General features: G+C 29.9%; 18 protein-coding genes. 10 read left to right on the top strand and 8 right to left on the bottom strand.

Features of this window, described 5'->3' with window-relative positions:
- Positions 1–2 precede the first annotated feature (2 nt).
- The 7 genes from KO506_RS04680 to KO506_RS04650 all read left to right on the top strand — a co-directional run bounded on the left by KO506_RS04680 (position 3) and on the right by KO506_RS04650 (position 10,448).
- The gene (locus KO506_RS04680; RefSeq protein WP_215993719.1) at positions 3–1,820 is read left to right on the top strand and encodes a glycoside hydrolase family 3 protein; all 1,818 of its coding nucleotides are present in this window, start codon (positions 3–5) and stop codon (positions 1,818–1,820) included.
- On the top strand, positions 1,817–3,106 hold the full coding sequence (locus KO506_RS04675) for a glycosyl hydrolase family 17 protein (protein WP_215993718.1): 1,290 nt from the start codon (positions 1,817–1,819) through the stop codon (positions 3,104–3,106). The genes KO506_RS04680 and KO506_RS04675 overlap by 4 nt, the downstream gene beginning before the upstream one ends.
- Positions 3,107–3,154: 48 nt before the next feature.
- Entirely contained in the window at positions 3,155–4,609 is a 1,455-nt protein-coding gene (locus tag KO506_RS04670; RefSeq protein ID WP_215993761.1) for a glycoside hydrolase family 30 protein, read from the top strand.
- A 25-nt stretch (positions 4,610–4,634) separates the two neighbouring features.
- Positions 4,635–6,062, top strand: a complete 1,428-nt coding sequence (locus KO506_RS04665) for an MFS transporter (RefSeq protein WP_215993717.1) — start codon at positions 4,635–4,637, stop codon at positions 6,060–6,062.
- A 15-nt stretch (positions 6,063–6,077) separates the two neighbouring features.
- A complete protein-coding gene (locus KO506_RS04660) occupies positions 6,078–6,992 on the top strand; it encodes a glycosyl hydrolase family 17 protein (protein ID WP_215993716.1) in 915 nt (304 codons plus the stop codon).
- A 328-nt stretch (positions 6,993–7,320) separates the two neighbouring features.
- Complete coding sequence (locus KO506_RS04655; RefSeq protein ID WP_215993715.1) at positions 7,321–9,219, top strand: T9SS type A sorting domain-containing protein; 1,899 nt, start codon at positions 7,321–7,323, stop codon at positions 9,217–9,219.
- Between the two features lie 245 nt (positions 9,220–9,464).
- The gene (locus KO506_RS04650) at positions 9,465–10,448 is read left to right on the top strand and encodes a PorP/SprF family type IX secretion system membrane protein (RefSeq protein ID WP_215993714.1); all 984 of its coding nucleotides are present in this window, start codon (positions 9,465–9,467) and stop codon (positions 10,446–10,448) included.
- Here KO506_RS04650 and murI read toward each other — a convergent pair.
- From murI to KO506_RS04610, 8 genes are all read right to left on the bottom strand, one after another.
- The gene (gene murI / locus KO506_RS04645; RefSeq protein WP_215993713.1) at positions 10,445–11,236 is read right to left on the bottom strand and encodes a glutamate racemase; all 792 of its coding nucleotides are present in this window, start codon (positions 11,234–11,236) and stop codon (positions 10,445–10,447) included. The two genes, KO506_RS04650 and murI, sit on opposite strands and share 4 nt — an antisense overlap.
- Positions 11,237–11,303: 67 nt before the next feature.
- Positions 11,304–11,810 (bottom strand): OmpH family outer membrane protein, encoded by a 507-nt coding sequence (locus KO506_RS04640; RefSeq protein ID WP_215993712.1) that lies wholly within the window; start codon positions 11,808–11,810, stop codon positions 11,304–11,306.
- A gap of 37 nt (positions 11,811–11,847) precedes the next feature.
- The gene (locus KO506_RS04635) at positions 11,848–12,669 is read right to left on the bottom strand and encodes an OmpH family outer membrane protein (RefSeq protein ID WP_215993711.1); all 822 of its coding nucleotides are present in this window, start codon (positions 12,667–12,669) and stop codon (positions 11,848–11,850) included.
- Between the two features lie 65 nt (positions 12,670–12,734).
- Positions 12,735–15,272 carry an outer membrane protein assembly factor BamA gene (bamA, locus tag KO506_RS04630; RefSeq protein WP_215993710.1) on the bottom strand — a complete coding sequence of 846 codons (2,538 nt, stop codon included), beginning with the start codon at positions 15,270–15,272 and terminating at the stop codon, positions 12,735–12,737.
- Complete coding sequence (locus KO506_RS04625; protein ID WP_215993709.1) at positions 15,241–15,984, bottom strand: isoprenyl transferase; 744 nt, start codon at positions 15,982–15,984, stop codon at positions 15,241–15,243. The genes bamA and KO506_RS04625 overlap by 32 nt, the downstream gene beginning before the upstream one ends.
- Before the next feature lie 3 nt (positions 15,985–15,987).
- A complete protein-coding gene (locus KO506_RS04620; protein WP_215993708.1) occupies positions 15,988–16,665 on the bottom strand; it encodes a DUF6089 family protein in 678 nt (225 codons plus the stop codon).
- Positions 16,666–16,771: 106 nt separating this feature from the next.
- Complete coding sequence (locus KO506_RS04615; protein WP_215993707.1) at positions 16,772–17,671, bottom strand: NAD kinase; 900 nt, start codon at positions 17,669–17,671, stop codon at positions 16,772–16,774.
- Positions 17,672–17,733: 62 nt separating this feature from the next.
- Complete coding sequence (locus KO506_RS04610; RefSeq protein WP_215993706.1) at positions 17,734–18,393, bottom strand: CBS domain-containing protein; 660 nt, start codon at positions 18,391–18,393, stop codon at positions 17,734–17,736.
- A gap of 60 nt (positions 18,394–18,453) precedes the next feature.
- Between KO506_RS04610 and KO506_RS04605 the strand changes: the two genes are divergently transcribed.
- From KO506_RS04605 to KO506_RS04595, 3 genes are all read left to right on the top strand, one after another.
- Positions 18,454–19,167 (top strand): pyridoxine 5'-phosphate synthase, encoded by a 714-nt coding sequence (locus KO506_RS04605; RefSeq protein ID WP_215993705.1) that lies wholly within the window; start codon positions 18,454–18,456, stop codon positions 19,165–19,167.
- 45 nt (positions 19,168–19,212) lie between these two features.
- Positions 19,213–19,962, top strand: a complete 750-nt coding sequence (locus KO506_RS04600; protein WP_215993704.1) for a queuosine precursor transporter — start codon at positions 19,213–19,215, stop codon at positions 19,960–19,962.
- A 62-nt stretch (positions 19,963–20,024) separates the two neighbouring features.
- Complete coding sequence (locus KO506_RS04595; RefSeq protein WP_215993703.1) at positions 20,025–20,735, top strand: DUF547 domain-containing protein; 711 nt, start codon at positions 20,025–20,027, stop codon at positions 20,733–20,735.
- Positions 20,736–20,765 lie beyond the last annotated feature (30 nt).

The raw sequence follows: 20,765 nt of genomic DNA, 5'->3' as shown, positions 1-20,765 counted from the left end.
TGATGAAAATCAGGCCATATACATATCTAATTTATTGCTTTTTATTTATAGGATTTTCCTGTAATAAAGAAGTAAAAATTAGTGATGAAGAAATTATAGAGCAAAAGGTAGATTCTCTTCTAAAGTTAATGACTTTAGGAGAGAAAATCGGCCAAATGTCGCAAATAAGACATTTTGATGCAGCTGCTGATTCGCTTATAACTTCTAATTATATTGGTTCAATTATTCATACAGAAGGGGCAATTCCTGGTAAAACTGCTTTAGAGTGGCAAAACCGATTTATAGAACTTCAAAAGAAAGCTTTAGATACAAGATTAGGCATTCCTTTATTAATTGGTGTAGATGCTGTTCATGGGCAAAACACCTTTAATGGAGCTACAGTTTTTCCTCATAATATTGGTTTAGGAGCTACACAAAATGAGCAATTAATAGAACAAATAGCAAAAATAACGGCTTTAGAAAGTCAAGCTACAGGCTTTAATTGGGTGTTTTCGCCTTGTGTTGCTATTCCTTTTAACGAAAAATGGGGAAGAGTTTATGAAGCCTTTTCCGAAAGTACTGCCTTAACAGAAAAGTTAACAAAAGCAGCTATAAAAGGGTTACAAGCTAACTTAAAAGATGCAGAAACGGTTTTAGCAACTGCCAAACATTTTATTGGTGATGGCGCAACCGATTTTGGAATAGAAGGAGGTAATACATCTTTAACTGCCCAACAAATAGAAAGTTTTTTATTACCACCTTACAAAACAGCTGTAAAAGAAAATGTTGGTGCTGTTATGGCTTCTTTTAATAGAGTTTCTGATATTTCTATGCATGCACACAAAGCATTAATTATAGATACTTTAAAAATCGGAATGAATTTTAAAGGGATTGTAGTTTCTGATTGGCAAGGCTATTCTAGGTTTGGTAAAAATGATATCATAAATGCAGGTGTAGACATGGTTATGGCTGTAAATGGTAATCTAGAAGGATATCAAAAAGGATTAAAAGAAGGTGTAGAAAACAAAACGGTTTCTCTACAAAGAATAGACGATGCTGTTAAAAGAATTTTACGACAAAAGTTTAGATTGGGTTTATTTAAAAATCCTTTTCCTGATACAACTTTAGCAAATGTAGTCGGAAAAAAAGAACACAGAGAAATTGCAAAACAAGCTGTAAGAGAGTCTTTAGTTTTATTAAAAAATAAAGATAAAGTGCTACCAATATCAAAAACTACCAAGAAAATTGTGGTGGTTGGTGAGCACGCAAATTCTGCGGGTTTGCAATCTGGAGGTTGGACCATCAATTGGCAAGGAACTAAAGAAAATTATAAAGGTGCAACTACCATTTTAGACGGAATTAAAAATCAAACTAAAGCCGAAGTTCTGTACGATTCTCTCGCTACCAAAAATCATTTTGATGCAGATGTTGCCATCATCGTTGTTGGAGAAACACCTTATGCAGAATTTTTTGGAGACATTGGTCATGAGTCTAATCAGTTAGAATTAACATTAACAGAAGCGCATCAACAATACATAAAAACTTACCAAGAACAGGGTGTAAAAACGGTTGTGGTTTTAGTGTCTGGTAGACCTTTGGTGGTTACTAATCAAATACAAAAATCAGATGCTTTTGTTGCAGCTTGGTTGCCAGGGTCTGAAGGAGATGGCATTGCAGAAGTGCTTTTTGGAGATTATAATTTCTTAGGAAAGTTGCCACATTCTTGGCCAAAATCCGAAGAAGATTTTAAACATAAATATGGTCCCAATTTTTGGGATAAAACAATTGAACCTTTATTTCCATTCGGATTTGGGTTAACCTACGAAACACACAATAAATGAAATCAAAATTAAAAATAATACTACTCCTTTTTGGCTGTATAATTGGTTTTGGGTGTAATTCTAAAAATCAAGATAAAAAAGAAGTAAAGCAAGAAATTAAGAATAAAATGACTGCAAAAGACATATTAGGCAACCCAGATTATTTAGCAATATCTTATGGTGGGTATAGAGAAAAATCCAGAGAAGATAATCAACCTACAATATCAGAATTAAAGGAAGATTTAAAGTTGATGCATGCAATGGGTATTCGAATTATAAGAACCTATAATGTACAATCTAAATTGCCTCATGCAGCGAATATTTTAGAAGCAATTCATCAATTAAAACAAGAAGATTCATCTTTCGAAATGTATGTAATGTTGGGTGCTTGGATAGATTGTTTAAATGCTTGGACAGAGTTAGAACCTAATCACGATATAGAAAGCGAACAAAATAAAGAAGAAATAGATAGAGCAGTAGCTTTGGTTAATAAGTATCCAGATATCGTAAAAATTATTGCAGTTGGTAATGAAGCTATGATTCGTTGGGCAACTAGTTATTATGTGCAACCAAGTGTAATTTTAAAACATGTAAATTATTTACAAAACCTAAAAAAGCAAGGGAAATTAGATAAAGATTTATGGATTACAAGTTCAGATGATTTTGCTTCTTGGGGTGGTGGAGACCCAACCTACAGAGTAAAAGATTTAGAAGATTTAATAAAGGCAGTAGATTATGTTTCTATGCATACTTACGCGTATCATAACTCACATTACAATCCACAATTTTGGAAAGTGCCAGAAAATGAACAGCATTTATCAGATTTAGAAAAAATTGATAATGCCATGTTTCGTGCTTTAGAATTTGCAAAAATGCAATACAAAAATGTTTCAGATTATGTAAAAAGTATAGATGCAACCAAAACTATTCATATTGGCGAAACTGGTTGGGCAACAGTTTCTAGTGGTCATTATGGAGTTAATGGTTCTAGAGCAACAGACGAGTATAAACAAGGTTTGTATTACAAAAATTTAAGAAATTGGACCAACAAAGCAGGTATTTCTTGTTTTTATTTCGAAGCTTTTGATGAGCAATGGAAAGATGCACAAAACCCTCAAGGATCAGAAAATCATTTTGGATTATTCACCTTAAAGGGTGAAGCTAAATATCCGATTTGGAATTTAGTTGATGATGGGGTTTTTAAAGATTTACATAGAGCAGGCAACCCAATTCTCAAAACTTTTAAGGGTAACAAAGAAGAATTAATGAAAACGGTTTTAGTACCAAATACAGAATATCAAAGATAAATAATTATGAAAAAGACAACCTATTTTTTATATACACTACTATCATTTATGATTTTAAGCTGTCAACCTAAACAAGAACAATTAAGGGTAGATGTTTACGAAACTTCTGCAAGCGGAAATAGTTTAACAAAATTAGATGATTTTTCTTCGGATGAAAATCAGAAAGAAACCATAAAAGTGAAACTATTCCCAGCACAAAAAAGACAAACAATTACTGGTTTTGGGGGCGCTTTTACAGAATCTTCTGCGTATTTGTTAAATCGTTTAAGCAAGGAAAAAAGAGACACTATAATTCAGGCTTATTTTTCTACAGAAGGTGCAAATTATTCATTGACAAGAACACATATGAATTCTTGCGATTTTTCAATCTCTCAATACTCGTATTCGCCTGTGGTTGATGATGTAAATCTAGAACATTTTTCTATTAAAGAAGATAAAGACGATTTAATTCCGATGATAAAAGATGCAATGAAAGCTTCTACAAACGGATTTAAAATTTTTGGATCTCCTTGGACAGCAGTTCCTTGGATGAAAGATAATAACAAATGGGTAGGTGGTAAATTACTGCCAAAATATTATGATACTTGGGCATTGTTTTTCTCTAAATATGTAGATGCTTACAAAGCAGAAGGTATTGATATTTGGGGTTTTACTGTAGAAAATGAACCTTTAGGAAATGGTAATAATTGGGAAAGTATGCATTACTCACCTGATGAAATGACCAATTTTGTACAAAATCATCTAGGCCCAAAATTAGAAGCAGATGGTCATCAAGTTAAAATTTTAGGATACGATCAAAATAGAGAGCATTTAAAAGAATGGATAGACTCTCAATACGAAAACGAAGCAACTTCTAAATATTTTGATGGTACAGCCATTCATTGGTATGCAAGTACTTATGAAATTTTTCCTGAAGAGTTACAGTATGCACACCAAAAAGCGCCAAATAAATATTTAATTCAAACAGAAGCTTGTGTAGATTCTCAGGTTCCTGTTTGGCAAGATGATGCATGGTATTGGAAAAAAGAAGCTACAGATTGGGGTTGGGATTGGGCTCCTGAAAAAGACAAATATTTACATCCTAAATACGCTCCTGTAAATAGATACGCCAGAGATATTATTGGTTGTTTAAATAATTATGTTGATGGTTGGGTAGATTGGAATATGGTTTTAGACACCAAAGGGGGGCCAAATTGGTTTAAAAATTGGTGTATTGCACCAGTTATTGTAAATCCACAAACAGATGAGGTTTATTTTACACCTTTGTATTATACACTTGCACATTTTAGCAAATTTATAAGACCAGAAGCAAAAGTTATTGAAGTAGAAAATGCTGATAAAGATTTAATGATTACAGCTGCAGAAAACCTAGATGGAACAATAGCTGTAGTTGTTTTTAATGAAAAAGAAACTCCTAAAACAATACAACTTTCTTTAGGAGAAAAAAACATCAATATAGCTATAAAAGGTCAAGCTATTCAAACGATTGTTGTTAAAAACTAAACCAAGCTAAATCCAAGATAAAACGATGTCAGATAAAATATTAAAAAAAGGGAAAGTGGCAATGGGTCAAAAAATTGCTTTTGGTATAGGGATGTTTGCAAACCAAATGTTTCCTGCTATTTTGGGTATTTTTATGGTTGTTTTGGTGCAAGATTTGGGTTTTCCAGGTTGGATGTGGTCTTTAATTTACTTCTTTCCAAGAATTTTTGATTCTATAACAGACCCAATTATGGGTTTTATTTCTGATAATACAAAATCTAAATGGGGTAGAAGAAGACAATATGTTTTAATTGGCGGAATTATTATGGGAATTGCTTACATATTTATGTGGCAACTTTTTAAAGAAAACTCATTACAGTTCAATTTTTGGTATTTTTTCTTATGGTCTATAGTTTTTTATTTAGGCTTAACATTTTTTAGTGTGCCTTATGTAGCTATGGGCTATGAAATGAGTGATGATTTTCATGAACGTACAAGTATTATGGCTATTGCACAATGGATTGGGCAATGGGCTTGGGTAATTGCACCTTGGTTTTGGGTTATTATGTACGATCCAGAATGGTTTCCATCAGCAGAAGTAGCAGTAAGAGAATTGTCTATTTGGGTAGCAATACCTTGTGCAATTTGTGCTATTGTACCTGCAATATTTATTAAGAGTGAGTCTACATTAGATAAAAATTACGAACCTTTAAATACAGCAAACATTGGTAATAGTTTAGTAAAGATTTACGATAGTTTTATAGAAGCCTTTAAGATTAAAGTTTTTAGAAAATTATGTGGAGCTACTTTTTTAATTTATAATGCCTTTAACACAGTTGCTGCACTAACTTTTTTTGTAATTGTTTACAAATTATTTAATGGAGATGCAGGTAAAAGTGGAATTTGGGTTTCTTTATTTGGTTGTTTAGGTGCATTAGGGACAACTTTTTTAGTGATTCCAATAATCACTAAAATGTCAAAAATATGGGGAAAGAAAAAAGCTTTTTTAGTGGCCCAAGGAATATCAATAATTGGTTATGTAATGTTATGGTTTTTATTTGTACCTGGTAAACCTTGGATGTATATAATTGCTTTGCCATTTTTCTCTTTCGGAATTGGAAGTTTATTTACAATTATGATGTCTATGACAGCAGATATTATAGATATAGATGAACTAAATACAGGAAAAAGAAGAGAAGGTATATTTGGTGCAATTTATTGGTGGATGGTAAAAGTTGGTTTTGCTATTGCAGGCGCGTTAAGTGGAGTAATTATTGGTATAGTTGGTTTTAATCCAGATTTACCAACTATAGACCAACAATCTGCAGTAGATGGGTTACATACATTTTTCTGTTTTTTCCCAATCGTAGGTACGCTTATAGCTATGTATATTATGAAAGATTATGATATTGATGAAAAAAAAGCTAGTGAAATTAGATTAGAATTAGAAAAAAGAAAGCAAAATCATAATTAATTAGTTTATCAGCAAATGTCTTATAGAAAAGAACAACATATCTCAATTCAAAAAGCTAAGAGCTTATATAAAGAGAATATTGGTATAGAGTTTAATGATTATTCAGAGATTGAGTTAAAAACACTTTGGAAAGAAACATTAGATAATGGAATGCATGGTATTTGTTTTAGTATGTATGAAGATGGTCAAGAACCAGGAGATACAATTACAGAAGAACAAGTAGAAAGAAGAATAAAAATATTAAAACCTCATGTTAAATGGATTCGTTCTTTTTCTTGCATAGAAGGTAGTGAGCACATTCCTAGAATTGCAAAAAAGTACGGATTAAAAACCTTAGTAGGTGCTTGGTTAGGTAAAGATCTAGATAAAAATAAAGAAGAAATAGAAGGATTAATTAGTCTTGCAAAAGAAGGATGTGTTGATATTGCTGCTGTTGGTAACGAAGTTTTATATAGAAAAGAATTAACAGAGCAAGAATTGCTAGTTTATATTAACAATGTTAAAAAAGCAATTCCAAATATTAAAGTTGGTTACGTAGATGCCTATTATGAGTTTTCTAAAAGACCAGCAATTACAGAGGCTTGTGAAGTTATTTTAGCCAATTGCTACCCATATTGGGAAGGTTGTAGTATAGAATATTCTTTAAATCATATGCATGAAATGTATAGTTTGGCTAAAGAAGCTGCAAATGGGAAGAAAGTAATAATTACAGAAACAGGATGGCCAAGTAAAGGAAGCAGTTTAGGAGGTGCGCATTCTGGAGCCGTTAATGCAATGAAATATTTTATAAACTCACAGGTTTGGGCAGAGGTAGATGAATTAGAAATGTTTTACTTTTCTTCTTTTGATGAATCTTGGAAAGTTGGAGATGAAGGAGATGTTGGTGCTTATTGGGGATTATGGGATAAATATGAAAATCTCAAATTTTAAATAATATAAATATAAAATCAAGTTAATAATCAGTGTAAAAAGTTTTACACTGTTTTTTTTTGTGGTTATTTCAAAATTCATACGTATTTCTTTAAACTACTGATTATAAGTAATAAAAGAGCTATACATTACCCATACAAAAGATTACTTATTGTTTTTTCTACATATTTTATATTAGCTTTTTATAAAAGCTAAATGTACTGATAGTGCGTATTTGATATAATATTAACTGTTTTTTTAAAAATGTATGTTTTTTGTAGGGGTAAAATTATTTTATTCGTAAATAATAGATGGTAATATTGAATGATATTAATTAAAACTATATACAATGAAAAAAATTACTTTATTAATTGCCTTATTGATTACATCTTTAGGGTTTTCTCAACAACAAGAATATATTTTCGATTTCGAAGACGATGGTCCAGATGGTACTGCTTCTAATTGGCTTACTTTTGATAATGACCCAGCTGCTGCAGAAATTGTAGACAACCCAGATTTAGATGGTGTAAATGCAACTGCTTCTAAAGTTTTAAAAGTAGTTGTGGGGCCAGGTAACGCTTTTTATGCAGGTGTTAATAATGGTTGGGAACAATCAGCTTTTGGTACTTGGAAATTAGACACAAATGTAGCTAGCAATTTAACACTTACTATGGATGTTAATAAAAACTATGTGGGTACTGTTGGTATAAAAATGGCAACAAATACAGGAGGAACTACATTTCAAATAACAGATCAAAATGTAGGAAATACGGTAGTAGATGAATGGCAAACTATAACTTTCGACCTTTCTGGCATCAATCCAAATGGAGATTTATCAAACATTAGTCAATTGGTAATTTTTGTAGATTGGACACAAGATATGCCAGATAGAGCAGAAGGAAGTACTATTTATATTGATAATGTGAAATTTGGTGCAGAAAAATTAACAGATCCTGCTGTTTCTGGTGGTTCAGGTTCAAGTACAGCACCAACTGATGCTCCAGGAACACCTACTTTAGCAGAAGCTGATGTAATTTCAATATTTAGTGATGCTTATACAGATTTAGCAGCAACTTGGAATCCTGGTTGGGGCCAATCAACTGTTTTAGCAGATGAAACTATTGCCTCAAATCCTGTAAAAAAATACTCAAGTTTAAATTTTACAGGAATTGAACCAACTGCGGGTACTATTGATGCTACTTCTATGACACATATAAATTTAGATTATTGGACAAGTGATGCTACAGAAATCAAATTTAAATTAGTAGATTATAAAGGAGATGGAGCTTGGGGAGCTGATAACTCTGAATCTGAAGTTACAAAAACAACAACAACTGGTGATTGGGTTACTTTAAGTATTCCACTTACAGAATATACTGGAATTAGTTTTAATGATATTGGTCAATTAGTATTAAGTGCTACAGGAGCTACAAACCCTGTTTATATTGATAATATCTACTTTTCTAATGGAGAAGCGACTTCAGGAGGTGGTGGTGTTGCAATAGCACCAACAGATGCACCAGCTGTGCCAACTTTAGCAGAAACAGATGTAATTTCAATTTTTAGTGATGCATATACAGATTTAGTATCAACTTGGAATCCAGGTTGGGGACAATCAACAGTTTTAGCAGATGAAACTATTGCCTCAAATGCTGTGAAAAAGTATTCAAGTTTAAATTTTACAGGAATTGAACCAACAGCAGGTACTGTTGATGCAACTGCAATGACGCACATAAATTTAGACTATTGGACAAGTGATGCCACAGAAATCAAATTTAAATTAGTAGATTATAATGGAGATGGAGCTTGGGGAGCTGATAATTCTGAATCTGAAGTTACAAAAACTGCAACAACTGGTGCTTGGGTTACTTTAAGCATACCTTTTACAGAATTTTCGGGTATTAGTTTTAATGATATTGGCCAGTTTGTTTTAAGTGCTACAGATGCTGTAAATCCTGTTTATATTGATAATATTTACTTTTCTAATAAAAGTGTTTTAAGTACTAGTTCGATTACTTTAGAAGAATTGAGTTTTTATCCTAACCCTACTTCTAGAAACTTAAACATTTCTGCAGCAAACAATATTAAAAATGTTGAGATTTATAATGTTTTAGGTAAAAAAATGATGAAGGTTATCATTAATAAAACAAGTGATTCAATAGATGTGTCTAATTTAGCTTCTGGTATTTATTTAATAAAATATAATATTAATGATGCAATTGGTACAGCAAAATTCATTAAGAAATAAATTAATTATTACACAATATAAAAGCCGAGCAAATTGCTTGGCTTTTTTTGTGCTAAATAATACTTTTAAAATAGGGTTTAGGTTTAATTGATTTTTTAGGATTCTTATAATTAAGAACCAAAAACTTAAGATATTAATAAATTATAATTTATTATGGTTTTTATATGTGTTAAAACTATAAGTTTAAAACTATTATTTCTTTTAAATTGAATATATTTGGTAGCCTTAAATAAATAAATTTTTTAATGAAGTTGCTAAATAATGTTTTCCCTTTCTTATTTCTATTTCTTTTATCATTAAAAAGTAATTCTCAAGAGACATTACCTATTTATCAAGATTATCTTTCAGATAATGTTTATTTAGTGCATCCTTCTGCTGCAGGTATTGGTAACTCTAGTAAATTAAGATTTACAGCAAGACAGCAATGGGCAGGTATACCTAATGCACCAGCTCTACAAACTATGAGTTTTCACTCTAAATTTAACGAGTATTCTAATGCAGGTTATGGTTTTGTGTTGTTTAATGATAAAAACGGATTTCATTCACAAAAAGGAATTCAAGGAGCTTATTCTTATCATTTACCTATGAGTAATGGAAAAGTGTTTAATCAGCTTTCTTTTGGTTTAGCTTTTAGTTTTGTTCAAAACCAATCAGACCAAACTAGTTTTACAGGAGATCCAACAATTTCTAGAGTAGTAGAAAGTACCAGTTATTATAATGCAGATTTTGGAGTTGCTTATCATTTAGGTGGTTTTTCATCTTATTTTACCGTTAAAAACTTATTGCTAACAGCAAAAAACAATTTAAATATTCAAGAGCCTTTAGATTTAAGAAATTACATTTTATCTGCAGGTTATTATTTTGGCGAAAATCTTTTTGTGCACTTTGAGCCTTCTGTAATGTTACAGTTTAGAGAAAGTACTGGAGAACGAATAGCTGACTTTAACCTTAAGGCTTATAAAACATTTTCTAAAACTCAATTTTGGGCTGCATTATCTTATAGAAGAAGCTTTGATGTTAATGCAATAGAAAATGCTCAATTTATATCACCAATTGTTGGTGTTAACTATCAAAATTTAATGTTTTCTTATACTTATACAAATCAGATGAATGATACAGTTTTAACAACTTCAGGATTTCATCAAATTTCTTTAGGGATAAATTTATGGACACAAGAGCCAAGAGCTGCTGCATGTCCTAATATTAATTCAGCTTTTGGAGGATTTTAAAAATCTTTTTTATCAATCTTAATATTTTCTTTTTTAGATAAAATCATTTCTAAAACCTTTTTGTTTTTATTAATGTAAAATTGATGGGTACCAGTTGTATTATCAGTATTTAAAAGTTGATGCTTTTCTAGAATTGCTTTAGTTTGTTTAGCTACAGCTTGGCCAGAATCTATTATTTCTATTTCATCACCAATAATTTCTCTAATTTTAGGAATTAAATATGGGTAATGTGTGCAACCTAAAACCAAGCAATCTATATTTTCTAATAACATCGGTTTTAAATACACAGAAAGTAATTTAGTCATTTCAGAAGAATTGATTTTACCTTCTTCTATCAATTCAACTAAACCTTTTCCAATAGTTTCTTTTATGTTTATTTCTTTATTGATGTTACGTGAAGTATTTTCGAATAACTTACTATTTAAGGTGCCTTTTGTAGCTAAAATACCAATAGTATTTGTTTTAGTTTTTAATGAAGCTGGTTTAATTGCAGGTTCTATACCAATAAATGGGATGTTAAAATAACCTCTTAAAACTTTAATAGCATTAGTAGTTGCAGTGTTACAGGCAACAACTATTATCTTGCAATTGGCATCAATTAATAACTGTGTGTTTTTAATTGATAGATCTATAATTTCTTGTTTACTTTTTTGACCATAAGGTGCGTTTTTACTATCAGAAAGATAAATAGTATTTTCTTTTGGTAAGAGTGCTGTTATCTCTTTCCAGATAGAGGTGCCACCTATACCAGAATCGAAAACTCCAATTGGGTAATTATTTGATTTCATATTACTGTAAAAATAAAAAAACCTACTTTATAAAAAGTAGGTTTTTAAATATGTTTTAAGGTCTTAATTAGAATCCTAACTTAGCTTTTACAGCTGCATAAAGATCTTCTCCTTTTTTTACTAATAAACCTTTACCCATAGTAGCATCTAAGACATAAACAATGCCTTTACTTGCAGCAACATCACTAATTGCTTTTTGCGCTTTTTCGATAATTGGATTTAAACCTTCAGCTTTTTTCTTCTGCATTTCTTGATAAGCTGTTTGTCTTAACTGCTCATACCTTGCATTATCATCTTGAACTTCTTTCGCTCTAATTTCGTTAATTTCTTTAGTTTGCGTGTTTTGTTCTGCAGTATATTTTTTCATCTTAGCATCTAACTTCTTAGCCATACTTTCAACTTCATCTTGATAAGTTTTACCTAGCTTTTCCATATCTACTCCAAGTTGTTTAGTTTCAGGCATATCTGCAACTAACTTTTCAAAGTCAATGTGCCCCATCTTTTGTGCATTTGCAACACCACCTAATCCTAACGTAAATACAGCAATTAATAGTAACGATTTTAAATTTTTCATTCTTGTTTTAATTTAATTATTATTCTTGTCTTTTTGTTTAATTATTTTCTTCTTCTTCTTCTTCTTTCGCTTTTTGCTCTTCTTCTTTCTTTTTTCTAGCAGCTTCTTTTTTCTCTCTTAATAATTTTCTTTTTTCTTCTCTTTGTTCTTGTAAAGCTTTTCTTTTTTCTGCTATCTCTAATTTTTTAGCTTCTTTTTCTGCATTTTTCTTAGCTAAAGCAGCTTCTTTATCGGTTTGTGCTTGTTCCTTTTTTGCAAGAATTTCTTTTTGTGAATTTGTTAATTCTTTACTTTTCGGAGCCGATTTTTTTCTTCTTTCTTCCTTTTTTTGGTCAGATAATCTTGTTCTGTCTATGGTAGATAAAACAAGGTCGCTAATATCGTATTTTTTATTTGAATATAGCATAACCAAATCAGTAGATTTTTCAAAAACAAAATCATATTTTTTTCTTTTAGCAATACTTTGTATGGCATTGTAAACTTGGTCTTGTATTGGTTTTACCAATTGTTTTCTTACCAAAAACATATCGCCTTTAGGCCCAAAATATAAAGATTCTAATCTTCTTAACTCTTCTTGTTTAATTGTAATTTCTTCTTCTTTTTCTTCAATTAAATCTTTTGTTAAGATGGCTTTCTCATTTGCTAAATCAGTTTTTAACACTTCTATATGGCGTGCTTGAGTATCTAACTTTTTTCTCCATTTAGAAATTTTAGCATCTAAGGTATTTTGAGCTTGTATATATTCTGGAACATTTTCTAGAATGTATTCCATGTCTATATAAGCAATCATTTGATTTCTTTGCGACCAGAAACTTGTAACACTAAATAAAAGAACGACTAATAAAAATATTTTTTTCATTTGTATATTGTATTTAGAAAAAACCGTGCCAAAAAAACTTTGGACATTACAAATGTACAGTTTTCCTAGAATTGTCTTCCGATAATAAAATGTGTTTGCCAACCAGATTTTTCAATTTGCCCTGGTAAAGGATCAAATCCATGAGCAAAGTCAATACCTAATAAACCAAATGCTGGCATAAAGATTCTAACTCCAACTCCTGCTGAACGTTTTAATTCAAACGGATTAAATGTCTCAAAATTGTCATAAGAATTACCTGCTTCTAAAAATCCTAAGGTATAAATAGATGCAGAAGGAGAATCTGTAATAGAATACCTTAACTCCATTTGAAATTTATTATAAATTGTACCACCTTCAGCAGAAGATAATTGGTTGTTTTCATAACCTCTTAATCCAATTGTTTCTCTACCATCTAATTGAAATTGTGCAATACCATCTCCACCTACAAAGTATCTTTCAAATGGGTTTTGTCCTAATTCAGAATTATAATAACCTAAATAACCCATTTCTGCATTGGTCATTAATACTAATTTATCAGTAAAAGAAGTATACCATTTACCTTTTGCAGTAATTTTATAATATTCTAACCATTTGTATTTTTCTGCTGGTTCTAATTCTGAATAATCTTTACCATTAATTAAAGAATAAGGTATTGTTGCTTTAACTCCTAAAGAGAATTCAGATCCATAAGTAGGGAAAATTAAACTTGGTCCTGCAGAATTTCTACTAAGTGTTGCATTATATGCTAAGTTATTTAAAGTACCATTACTTAAAACATCTGTACCAACTCTAAAACCATAATTATTTAAATTAAAGCTTTGGTAGCTAATAGTTTGTGATAGTTGAAAATAATCATCTGGCCATTTTAAACGTTGTCCTAAACCTAAAGATGCACCAACTATACCTAAACTTTGACTTTTATCTACAACACCTGTTGTAAAATCATATTGATATTGATTTGATGAATAAATAGAAAAAGATAATGATTGTGGTTTTTTACCACCTAACCATGGTTCTGTAAAAGAAAAACTATACGTATTATAAGTTCTACTAGTTTGTAATCTTAATGCTAAAGATTGCCCATCTCCCATAGGTAAAGGTTTATAGGCTTCTTTATTAAAGATGTTTTTAATAGAAAAGTTGTTGAAAGATAAGCCTAAAGTACCTATAAAAGATCCACCACCATAACCACCTTGCAGTTCTATTTGGCTTCCTCCTTTTTCTACAACATTAAAATTGATGTCTGTAGTTTTATTTTGATAATCAGGATTTACGTCTGGAGTTACATTTTGATCAAAGAAACCTAATTGCCCAATTTCTCTAATAGATCTTATAATGTTTGTTCTACTAAATAAATCGCCTGGTTTAACACGTAATTCTCTAAAAATAACGTGGTCGTTTGTTTTGTCATTACCAGAAACTGTTACTTTTTTAATTCTTGCTTTTTCGTCTTCACGAATTCTAATTTCTACTGTAATTGAGTCGTTTTCTACTTTTGTTTCTACTGCATTTACTTGAGAGAACAAGAATCCATTATCTTGATAAAGGGTAGATAAATCATCAGAAGTTGGTGAGTCATCACCTTTTACTCTTTCTTTAAGTACTGCTCCATTATAAACATCACCTTTTTCAATCCTTAAAACTTGGTGTAATTGTTCATCTGTATATTCTTTGTTACCAACAAATAAAATATCTGCAAATCTATATTGTCTACCTTCTTCAATATCTATATTTATATTGATGGTGTTATCGTCGTTCCAAGAAATTCCTTCACTTAAAATACGTGCATCCCTATAACCAATTCTGCTATATTTATCTAAAATACTTTCTAAATCTGCCTGGTAATCTTCTTCGATATATTTTGATGATTTCCAAAAACGACCAATCATTTTTTCTTTGGTGTTTTTCATTGCTTTACGAAGACTCTTGTTAGAAAGTGCTTCGTTACCATTAAAAAATATGTATTTTATTTTAATTTTAGAACCTTTATCAATAAAAACATTCATGTTAACAGCATTCATATCTGAAGTGTCTTTTTTAATGTCTAAATTAACTTTGGTTTTTAAGAAACCTTTGTCTGTGTATTTTTTAGTGAAGTAGTTTTTAGTAGTTACAATTAAGTTGTCTGTAACCATAGCTCCAGTTTTTAACTCAGCTTCTTTTTTAAGTTCTTTGGCTTTAGATTTTTTTATACCAGTAATCTGAATTTCATTTAATTGTGGTAATTCTTGTACATCAAATTGAAGATATACAGTGTTGCCATCTAATTTTGCTAAATAAACATCTACGTTACTAAACTGTTTACTTTCGTATAATTTTTTAATAGCACTTGTTAGTTTATCACCAGGTAATTTTATGGCTTGTCCGTTTCTTAAACCTGTAAATACTTTTACGGTTTCTTCACTAAACTTTTTTAAACCTGTAACAGAAATGCCACCTAAAATGTATTCTTTACCTTTTTCGAAAGAAAGGTTATTAGAAATTGTGTCTTTTTTTGTTTGTGCGTTGGCACTAAAAGTAAAAAATAGTGCAAATAGCACTAATGCAACAGAATTTAAATTGATAGTAACCTTATTCTGTAATTTGTTCGCTTGTTTTTCCAAATCGTCTTTCTCTATTCTGATAATCTATGATGGCATCATAGAAATGTTCTTGTCTAAAATCTGGCCAAAGTACATCTGTAAAATATAGTTCAGCATACGCTAACTGCCATAATAAGAAATTACTAATGCGTTGTTCTCCACTAGTCCTTATCATTAAATCAACGTCGGGCAAATTAAATGTATATAAATGGTTATTTATAGTATTTTCATTTATTTTTTCTAAATCAAGTTCTTTATTAACAACTTTTTTAGATATGTTTTTGATTGCGTTAACAATTTCTTCTCTTGAGCCATAGCTTAAAGCGAAGGTTAATACAATATCTGTGTTATTTTTTGTTTCAGAAATTACTTCATTTAAAACTTTTTGAGCTTTTGTTGGTAGTGTTTCTATAGAACCAATTGAGTTTACTTTTACTCCTTGTTTCATAAACTCTGGCAACTCTTTTTTTAATGAATTTATTAATAAACTCATTAAAGCATCGACTTCTAATTTTGGTCTGTTCCAGTTTTCTGTAGAAAAAGCATATAAAGTTATTGCTTCTACATTTACTTGAGAGGCTGCTTTTACAGATTCTCTAACAGCAGTTAAGGCATTTCTGTGACCAAAAATCCTATTCATACCTTTACCTTTTGCCCAACGTCCATTACCATCCATAATAATGGCAACGTGTCTTGGTGTTTTTTGCAAATCGATGAGTAGTTTTTTGTCCATATATTAAAATCCTGTGGTGTAACAAGGTGGTCTACCAAAAGTATAAATTAGTGAAACACCTGTAAACATGTACCAATCTTTACCTGTGCCACCAAAATTTAATCTTTCTACAGTTTCTGTATTAAAATCTAAATCGTCTGCAAAAGAATATCTAAATTTTGTTTCTACGGCAAATGCTAAAGAACCTATTAATTTAGATTTAAAACCAACACCAAAAGGTACTGTAACTCTATTTTTAGAGTTATATACAAATTCTTCTGGTTGGGTTTCTTCAACAATATATTTATAATTAAAAACTGCCAAATCTATGGTAATGTAAGGTGTCCATGTTTTACCTGGTGTAGATAAATCATATTCATAAAAATTGTATTCAAAACCTACTGCCAATTCATTAATTGTATTAGAGAATGTTAAGCCTCTACTTATTTTGTAATCTGTATCAGCTTCAAGATCACTTGCAGATATAGGTAAATAACTGTAAGTTGCTCTTAAAGCAATTCTAGGATTCCAGTTGTATTTAAAAAATGCTGAACCAGAAATGTTGTTAGGGTAAATGTAATTGGTTCTACCAATATCACCAACGTAATTAGATCCACCAACAAAGATTCCTGCCTCATATACCTGTCCTAATAAAATATTAGAAAAGCTAACAAAAATTATTAATAATATACTTTTTTTCATCCTAAAAAATAGCGAGCAAATATAGGTATTTCAATTTGCTTTATAAAGTTAATATTCAGTCTTTTTTGAATAACTGTTATTTTGACTTTTTATTGTAAAGTGTTGGTTAAAGATTGGTCTCATTTCTAGTATCTTCTCCCCATAATAATTTACTACGTAAAGTTCTTAAAAATGATTGATTGTTTGGTATAATACTTTTTACTGTAAATGTAGCTTTGTTTATTGAAACTTCTGTATTCTTAGGTATTGTTGTAATTCTAGAATCTAAAGAAATTAAAAAATCTTTTTCTCTAGAATCTATGTTTAGTTGAATGCTTGTATTATCTGAAATAACCATTGGTCTCGAATTTAAATTATGTGGAGCAATTGGTGTGATAATTAAATTTTTAGAATCTGGCGAAATTACTGGGCCATTGCAACTTAAAGAGTAACCTGTAGAGCCAGTTGGTGTAGCTATTATTAACCCATCTGCCCAATAATTGGTTAAATATTCGTTGTTTAAACTTGTTTTAACTCCAATCATAGAAGTGGTGTTTTTTCTTGCGATTGTAACTTCGTTTAAAGCAAAATTAAGTTCGTTTAATTCATCTGTTTTGGGTGATGTTTTAACTTCTAATAATGTTCTCTCTAAAATTGAGTATTCTCCTTTTAATATAAGGTTAATGCTCTCTTTAATTGATTTTTTATTGATGGTTGCTAAGAAACCTAATCTACCAGTATTTATGCCTAAAATAGGTATTCCTAAATCTCTTATATAGGTAACTGCTCTTAATATAGTACCATCTCCACCCAAAGTGAATAGGGTTTCGAATGTTGAGTTTAAATCGTTGAAGTGAGAAAAAGTTGGGTATTTTTTATCTAAAATATTGCCTTCTATTAATAAATCATAGAATTTTTTTTCTATATAACTCTCAATGTTATTTTCTTGAAGTACTTCTAATAAAATTTGAATTTCTTTTTCGGCTGAAATTGAATAAGATTGACCGTAAATTGCAACTTTTTTCATTTTTTTATTTGATAGCTTATTAAAATAATCAACTTATTTTTTTTAAAAGAGATCTGATATAGCTACATTTCTAAATATTTCTGTAAATATTCTGATCTATTTTTTAAATCTTCTAAATAAATATCATTTTCGTGAGTAGAGATAATTTTATAATCATAACGTCTAAAGGTTTGTATAATTTCATTAATCTCATCAGAAACTATTTTTAAAGTTATTTGCACAAAATCATTTTGTTTTTCTGATATGTATAAACCTAATAACTTACCTCCATTTGCTTCAACAATTTGCGAAATTTCTCCCATTGAATAATCTACTTCTAATTTTTCAATAATTAACGTTTCACTTTCTTCAATCATAAAAGGGCTAGTAGAAAAAACATCTAAAACATCGCATAAATCATAATAACCAATGTAGTTTTTGTCTTTATTTAAAACCGGAATTATAGTGCTATTGTTATCAGCAAAAATTTTTAACAATTCTAAAATAGTTGCTTTTTCATCAGCAAAAAAAGAAGTCATTAAATAAGAATATTCTACTAATTCTTTTTCTTTATGTTCTATAGTTTGTATATCGTCTTCAGTAAAAGACCCCAATAATTTGCCATTTTCTATAACAGGAAAATGAGTAATTGGGTAGTTTTTAAATAACTTTTTAGCATTCTTTACAGTCGATTTTAAACTGAGTGCCTTTATTTCTTTTAATATGTAATCGTTAATATTCATTCTTTACGAATATAGGATAAAATGATTTAATAAATTATCTTTGACGCCTAATTTTAGACAATGGCAAAGTTAAGTGTAAATATTAATAAAATAGCAACATTACGTAATTCTAGAGGTGGTAATGTGCCGAATTTATTAAAAGTGGCTACAGATATTGAGAATTTTGGTGCAGAAGGAATAACAATTCATCCAAGACCAGATGAAAGACATATTCGTTATCAAGATGCTAGAGATTTAAAAAAGACAGTTACCACAGAATATAATATTGAAGGTAACCCAATAAAATCTTTTATAGATTTGGTTTTAGAAGTAAAACCAACACAAGTTACTTTAGTACCAGATGCTATAAATGCAATTACCTCTAATGCTGGTTGGGATACCATTAATCATCAAGCTTTTTTAAAAGAAGTTATTGCAGAATTTCAGAAAAACGGAATTAGAACTTCAATTTTTATAGACACAGATTTAAAATTGATAGAAGCTGCTGCAAAAACGGGTACAGATAGAATTGAATTATACACAGAGCATTTTGCTAGCGAGTTCGAAAAAGGAAATAAAGGAGCTATAAAATCGTATACAGATGCTGCTGTTTTGGCACATCAATTAGGTTTAGGTATAAATGCTGGGCACGATTTAAGTTTAGATAATATCCAATTTTTTAAAGAGAACATTCCTAATTTAGCTGAGGTTTCTATTGGGCATGCTTTAATTGCAGAGAGTTTGTATTTAGGTTTAGAAAATGTAGTAAGTATGTATTTACATCGTTTAAAATAAAGGATGTTTATAAACCTTATTCTTAAAAATTTGTAAATTCGCTAAATGACATCTAAAGACAAGTTACTTGCAAATAAAATTTACTTAATTCTTGCTGCCTTGTTTATAGCATCTTTAGTAACATCTAATTTAATTTTTCAAAAATTTTTTTATTGGTACCCTTTTGATGTTACTATTTTTGGTACAAAATTATTTGAGGTTTCTGTAGGTTTATTACCTTATCCAATCACTTTTTTAATTACTGATATTTTATCAGAAATTTATGGCAAAAGAAAAGCGAATGATGTTGTTATTGCAGGTATTTTTGCTTCATTTTTCTCTTTGTTAATCATTTATATTTCCAAAGAAGTACCAGCTACAAATTGGTCACCAGTTAATAATGGAATATTTGTAGAAGTTTTTGGTGCAGCACCATTAGCAGTTTTAGCATCAATGATGGCGTACTTATTTGCCCAATTTATAGATATTAGAGTGTATCATTTCTGGAAACAATATACAAAAGGGAAACATCTTTGGTTGCGTAATAATTTTTCTACATTTTCATCACAAATTATAGATACATTAACAGTTTTGTTACTGTTGTGTTCTTTTGGCATTATAGATTGGGGCAATTTTTTAGGTCTTTTAATAAGTGGTGTAATTTTTAAGGTGATAATTGCTTTTCTAGACACACCAATTCTTTACCTTATAGTTTATGCTTTTAGATATCGATTTAAGCTTAAAGTAAATGAAGAAATTGATGATGCTGTTTTGTTGAGTGCTGATAGTGAGGTTGATAAAATGGTTAAAGAATAAAATTGATAAAATTCTGTAATTTTTGATAAAAGTGTACGTCTAAAAAATCAGAAATTATAAAAATGAAGAAAACACTTTTTTTATTGATAGCGATTTTCACTTTTTTAAAAGTAAACGCTCAAACATCAATTTTTAATAATCTGCTGCAAAAACATGTTTCTGATACTGGAACAGTAGATTATAAATCTTTTAAAGCAGATGCATTAAAACTAGATGCTTATATTGGGTATTTAGAAAAAACATCTCCAGATAATTCTTGGTCAGAAAACAAACAAAAAGCCTTTTGGATTAATGCCTACAATGCTTATACAATCAAATTAATTTTAGAAAACTATCCTTTAAAATCAATAACAGACATTAAACAAAAAGGAAAAACTGCTTGGAAAATCCCTTTTGTAAAAGTAGGGGGTGAGGTTTATACTTTAGATTATATAGAGCACGAAATTTTACGTAAAAAATTATTTGACCCTAAAATACATGTTGGTGTAAATTGCGCATCTGGTTCTTGTCCTAAATTAGGTAATAAAGCATTTACAGAAAAAAACATAGAAACAGAATTAACACAATTAATGAAAGATTTTGTGAATGATGTTTCTAGAAATAAATTATCAAAAAAGAAAGTTCAAATTTCTTCTATTTTTGATTGGTTTAAAGAAGATTTTACCAAGAGTGGTTCTGTAATAGATTATTTAAATACATATTCTGATATAGAAATAAATTCTAAAGCTAAAATTAGTTATTTAAAATACGATTGGTCTTTAAACGGAAAATAGACAAGCCATTTTTTGGCATAAATTTTTGAA

The organism is Polaribacter vadi, from assembly GCF_018861005.1.
In the GTDB taxonomy this organism is placed as follows: Bacteria; Bacteroidota; Bacteroidia; order Flavobacteriales; family Flavobacteriaceae; genus Polaribacter; species Polaribacter vadi_A.
Note: the sequence above shows the minus strand (reverse complement) of the source record. Positions and strands in the feature narration are given on the sequence as shown.

What these genes read in the sequence shown, in the direction of transcription:
- KO506_RS04605 (WP_215993705.1), top strand. Translation starts at nt 18,454, where the DNA reads ATGGCAAAGTTAAGTGTAAATATTAATAAAATAGCAACATTACGTAAT.
- KO506_RS04640 (WP_215993712.1), bottom strand. Translation starts at nt 11,810, where the DNA reads ATGAAAAATTTAAAATCGTTACTATTAATTGCTGTATTTACGTTAGGA.
- murI (WP_215993713.1), bottom strand. Translation starts at nt 11,236, where the DNA reads ATGAAATCAAATAATTACCCAATTGGAGTTTTCGATTCTGGTATAGGT.
- KO506_RS04650 (WP_215993714.1), top strand. Translation starts at nt 9,465, where the DNA reads ATGAAGTTGCTAAATAATGTTTTCCCTTTCTTATTTCTATTTCTTTTA.
- KO506_RS04625 (WP_215993709.1), bottom strand. Translation starts at nt 15,984, where the DNA reads ATGGACAAAAAACTACTCATCGATTTGCAAAAAACACCAAGACACGTT.
- KO506_RS04620 (WP_215993708.1), bottom strand. Translation starts at nt 16,665, where the DNA reads ATGAAAAAAAGTATATTATTAATAATTTTTGTTAGCTTTTCTAATATT.
- KO506_RS04610 (WP_215993706.1), bottom strand. Translation starts at nt 18,393, where the DNA reads ATGAATATTAACGATTACATATTAAAAGAAATAAAGGCACTCAGTTTA.
- KO506_RS04615 (WP_215993707.1), bottom strand. Translation starts at nt 17,671, where the DNA reads ATGAAAAAAGTTGCAATTTACGGTCAATCTTATTCAATTTCAGCCGAA.
- KO506_RS04670 (WP_215993761.1), top strand. Translation starts at nt 3,155, where the DNA reads ATGATTTTAAGCTGTCAACCTAAACAAGAACAATTAAGGGTAGATGTT.
- KO506_RS04665 (WP_215993717.1), top strand. Translation starts at nt 4,635, where the DNA reads ATGTCAGATAAAATATTAAAAAAAGGGAAAGTGGCAATGGGTCAAAAA.
- KO506_RS04680 (WP_215993719.1), top strand. Translation starts at nt 3, where the DNA reads ATGAAAATCAGGCCATATACATATCTAATTTATTGCTTTTTATTTATA.
- KO506_RS04655 (WP_215993715.1), top strand. Translation starts at nt 7,321, where the DNA reads ATGAAAAAAATTACTTTATTAATTGCCTTATTGATTACATCTTTAGGG.
- KO506_RS04675 (WP_215993718.1), top strand. Translation starts at nt 1,817, where the DNA reads ATGAAATCAAAATTAAAAATAATACTACTCCTTTTTGGCTGTATAATT.
- KO506_RS04635 (WP_215993711.1), bottom strand. Translation starts at nt 12,669, where the DNA reads ATGAAAAAAATATTTTTATTAGTCGTTCTTTTATTTAGTGTTACAAGT.
- KO506_RS04595 (WP_215993703.1), top strand. Translation starts at nt 20,025, where the DNA reads ATGAAGAAAACACTTTTTTTATTGATAGCGATTTTCACTTTTTTAAAA.
- KO506_RS04600 (WP_215993704.1), top strand. Translation starts at nt 19,213, where the DNA reads ATGACATCTAAAGACAAGTTACTTGCAAATAAAATTTACTTAATTCTT.
- KO506_RS04660 (WP_215993716.1), top strand. Translation starts at nt 6,078, where the DNA reads ATGTCTTATAGAAAAGAACAACATATCTCAATTCAAAAAGCTAAGAGC.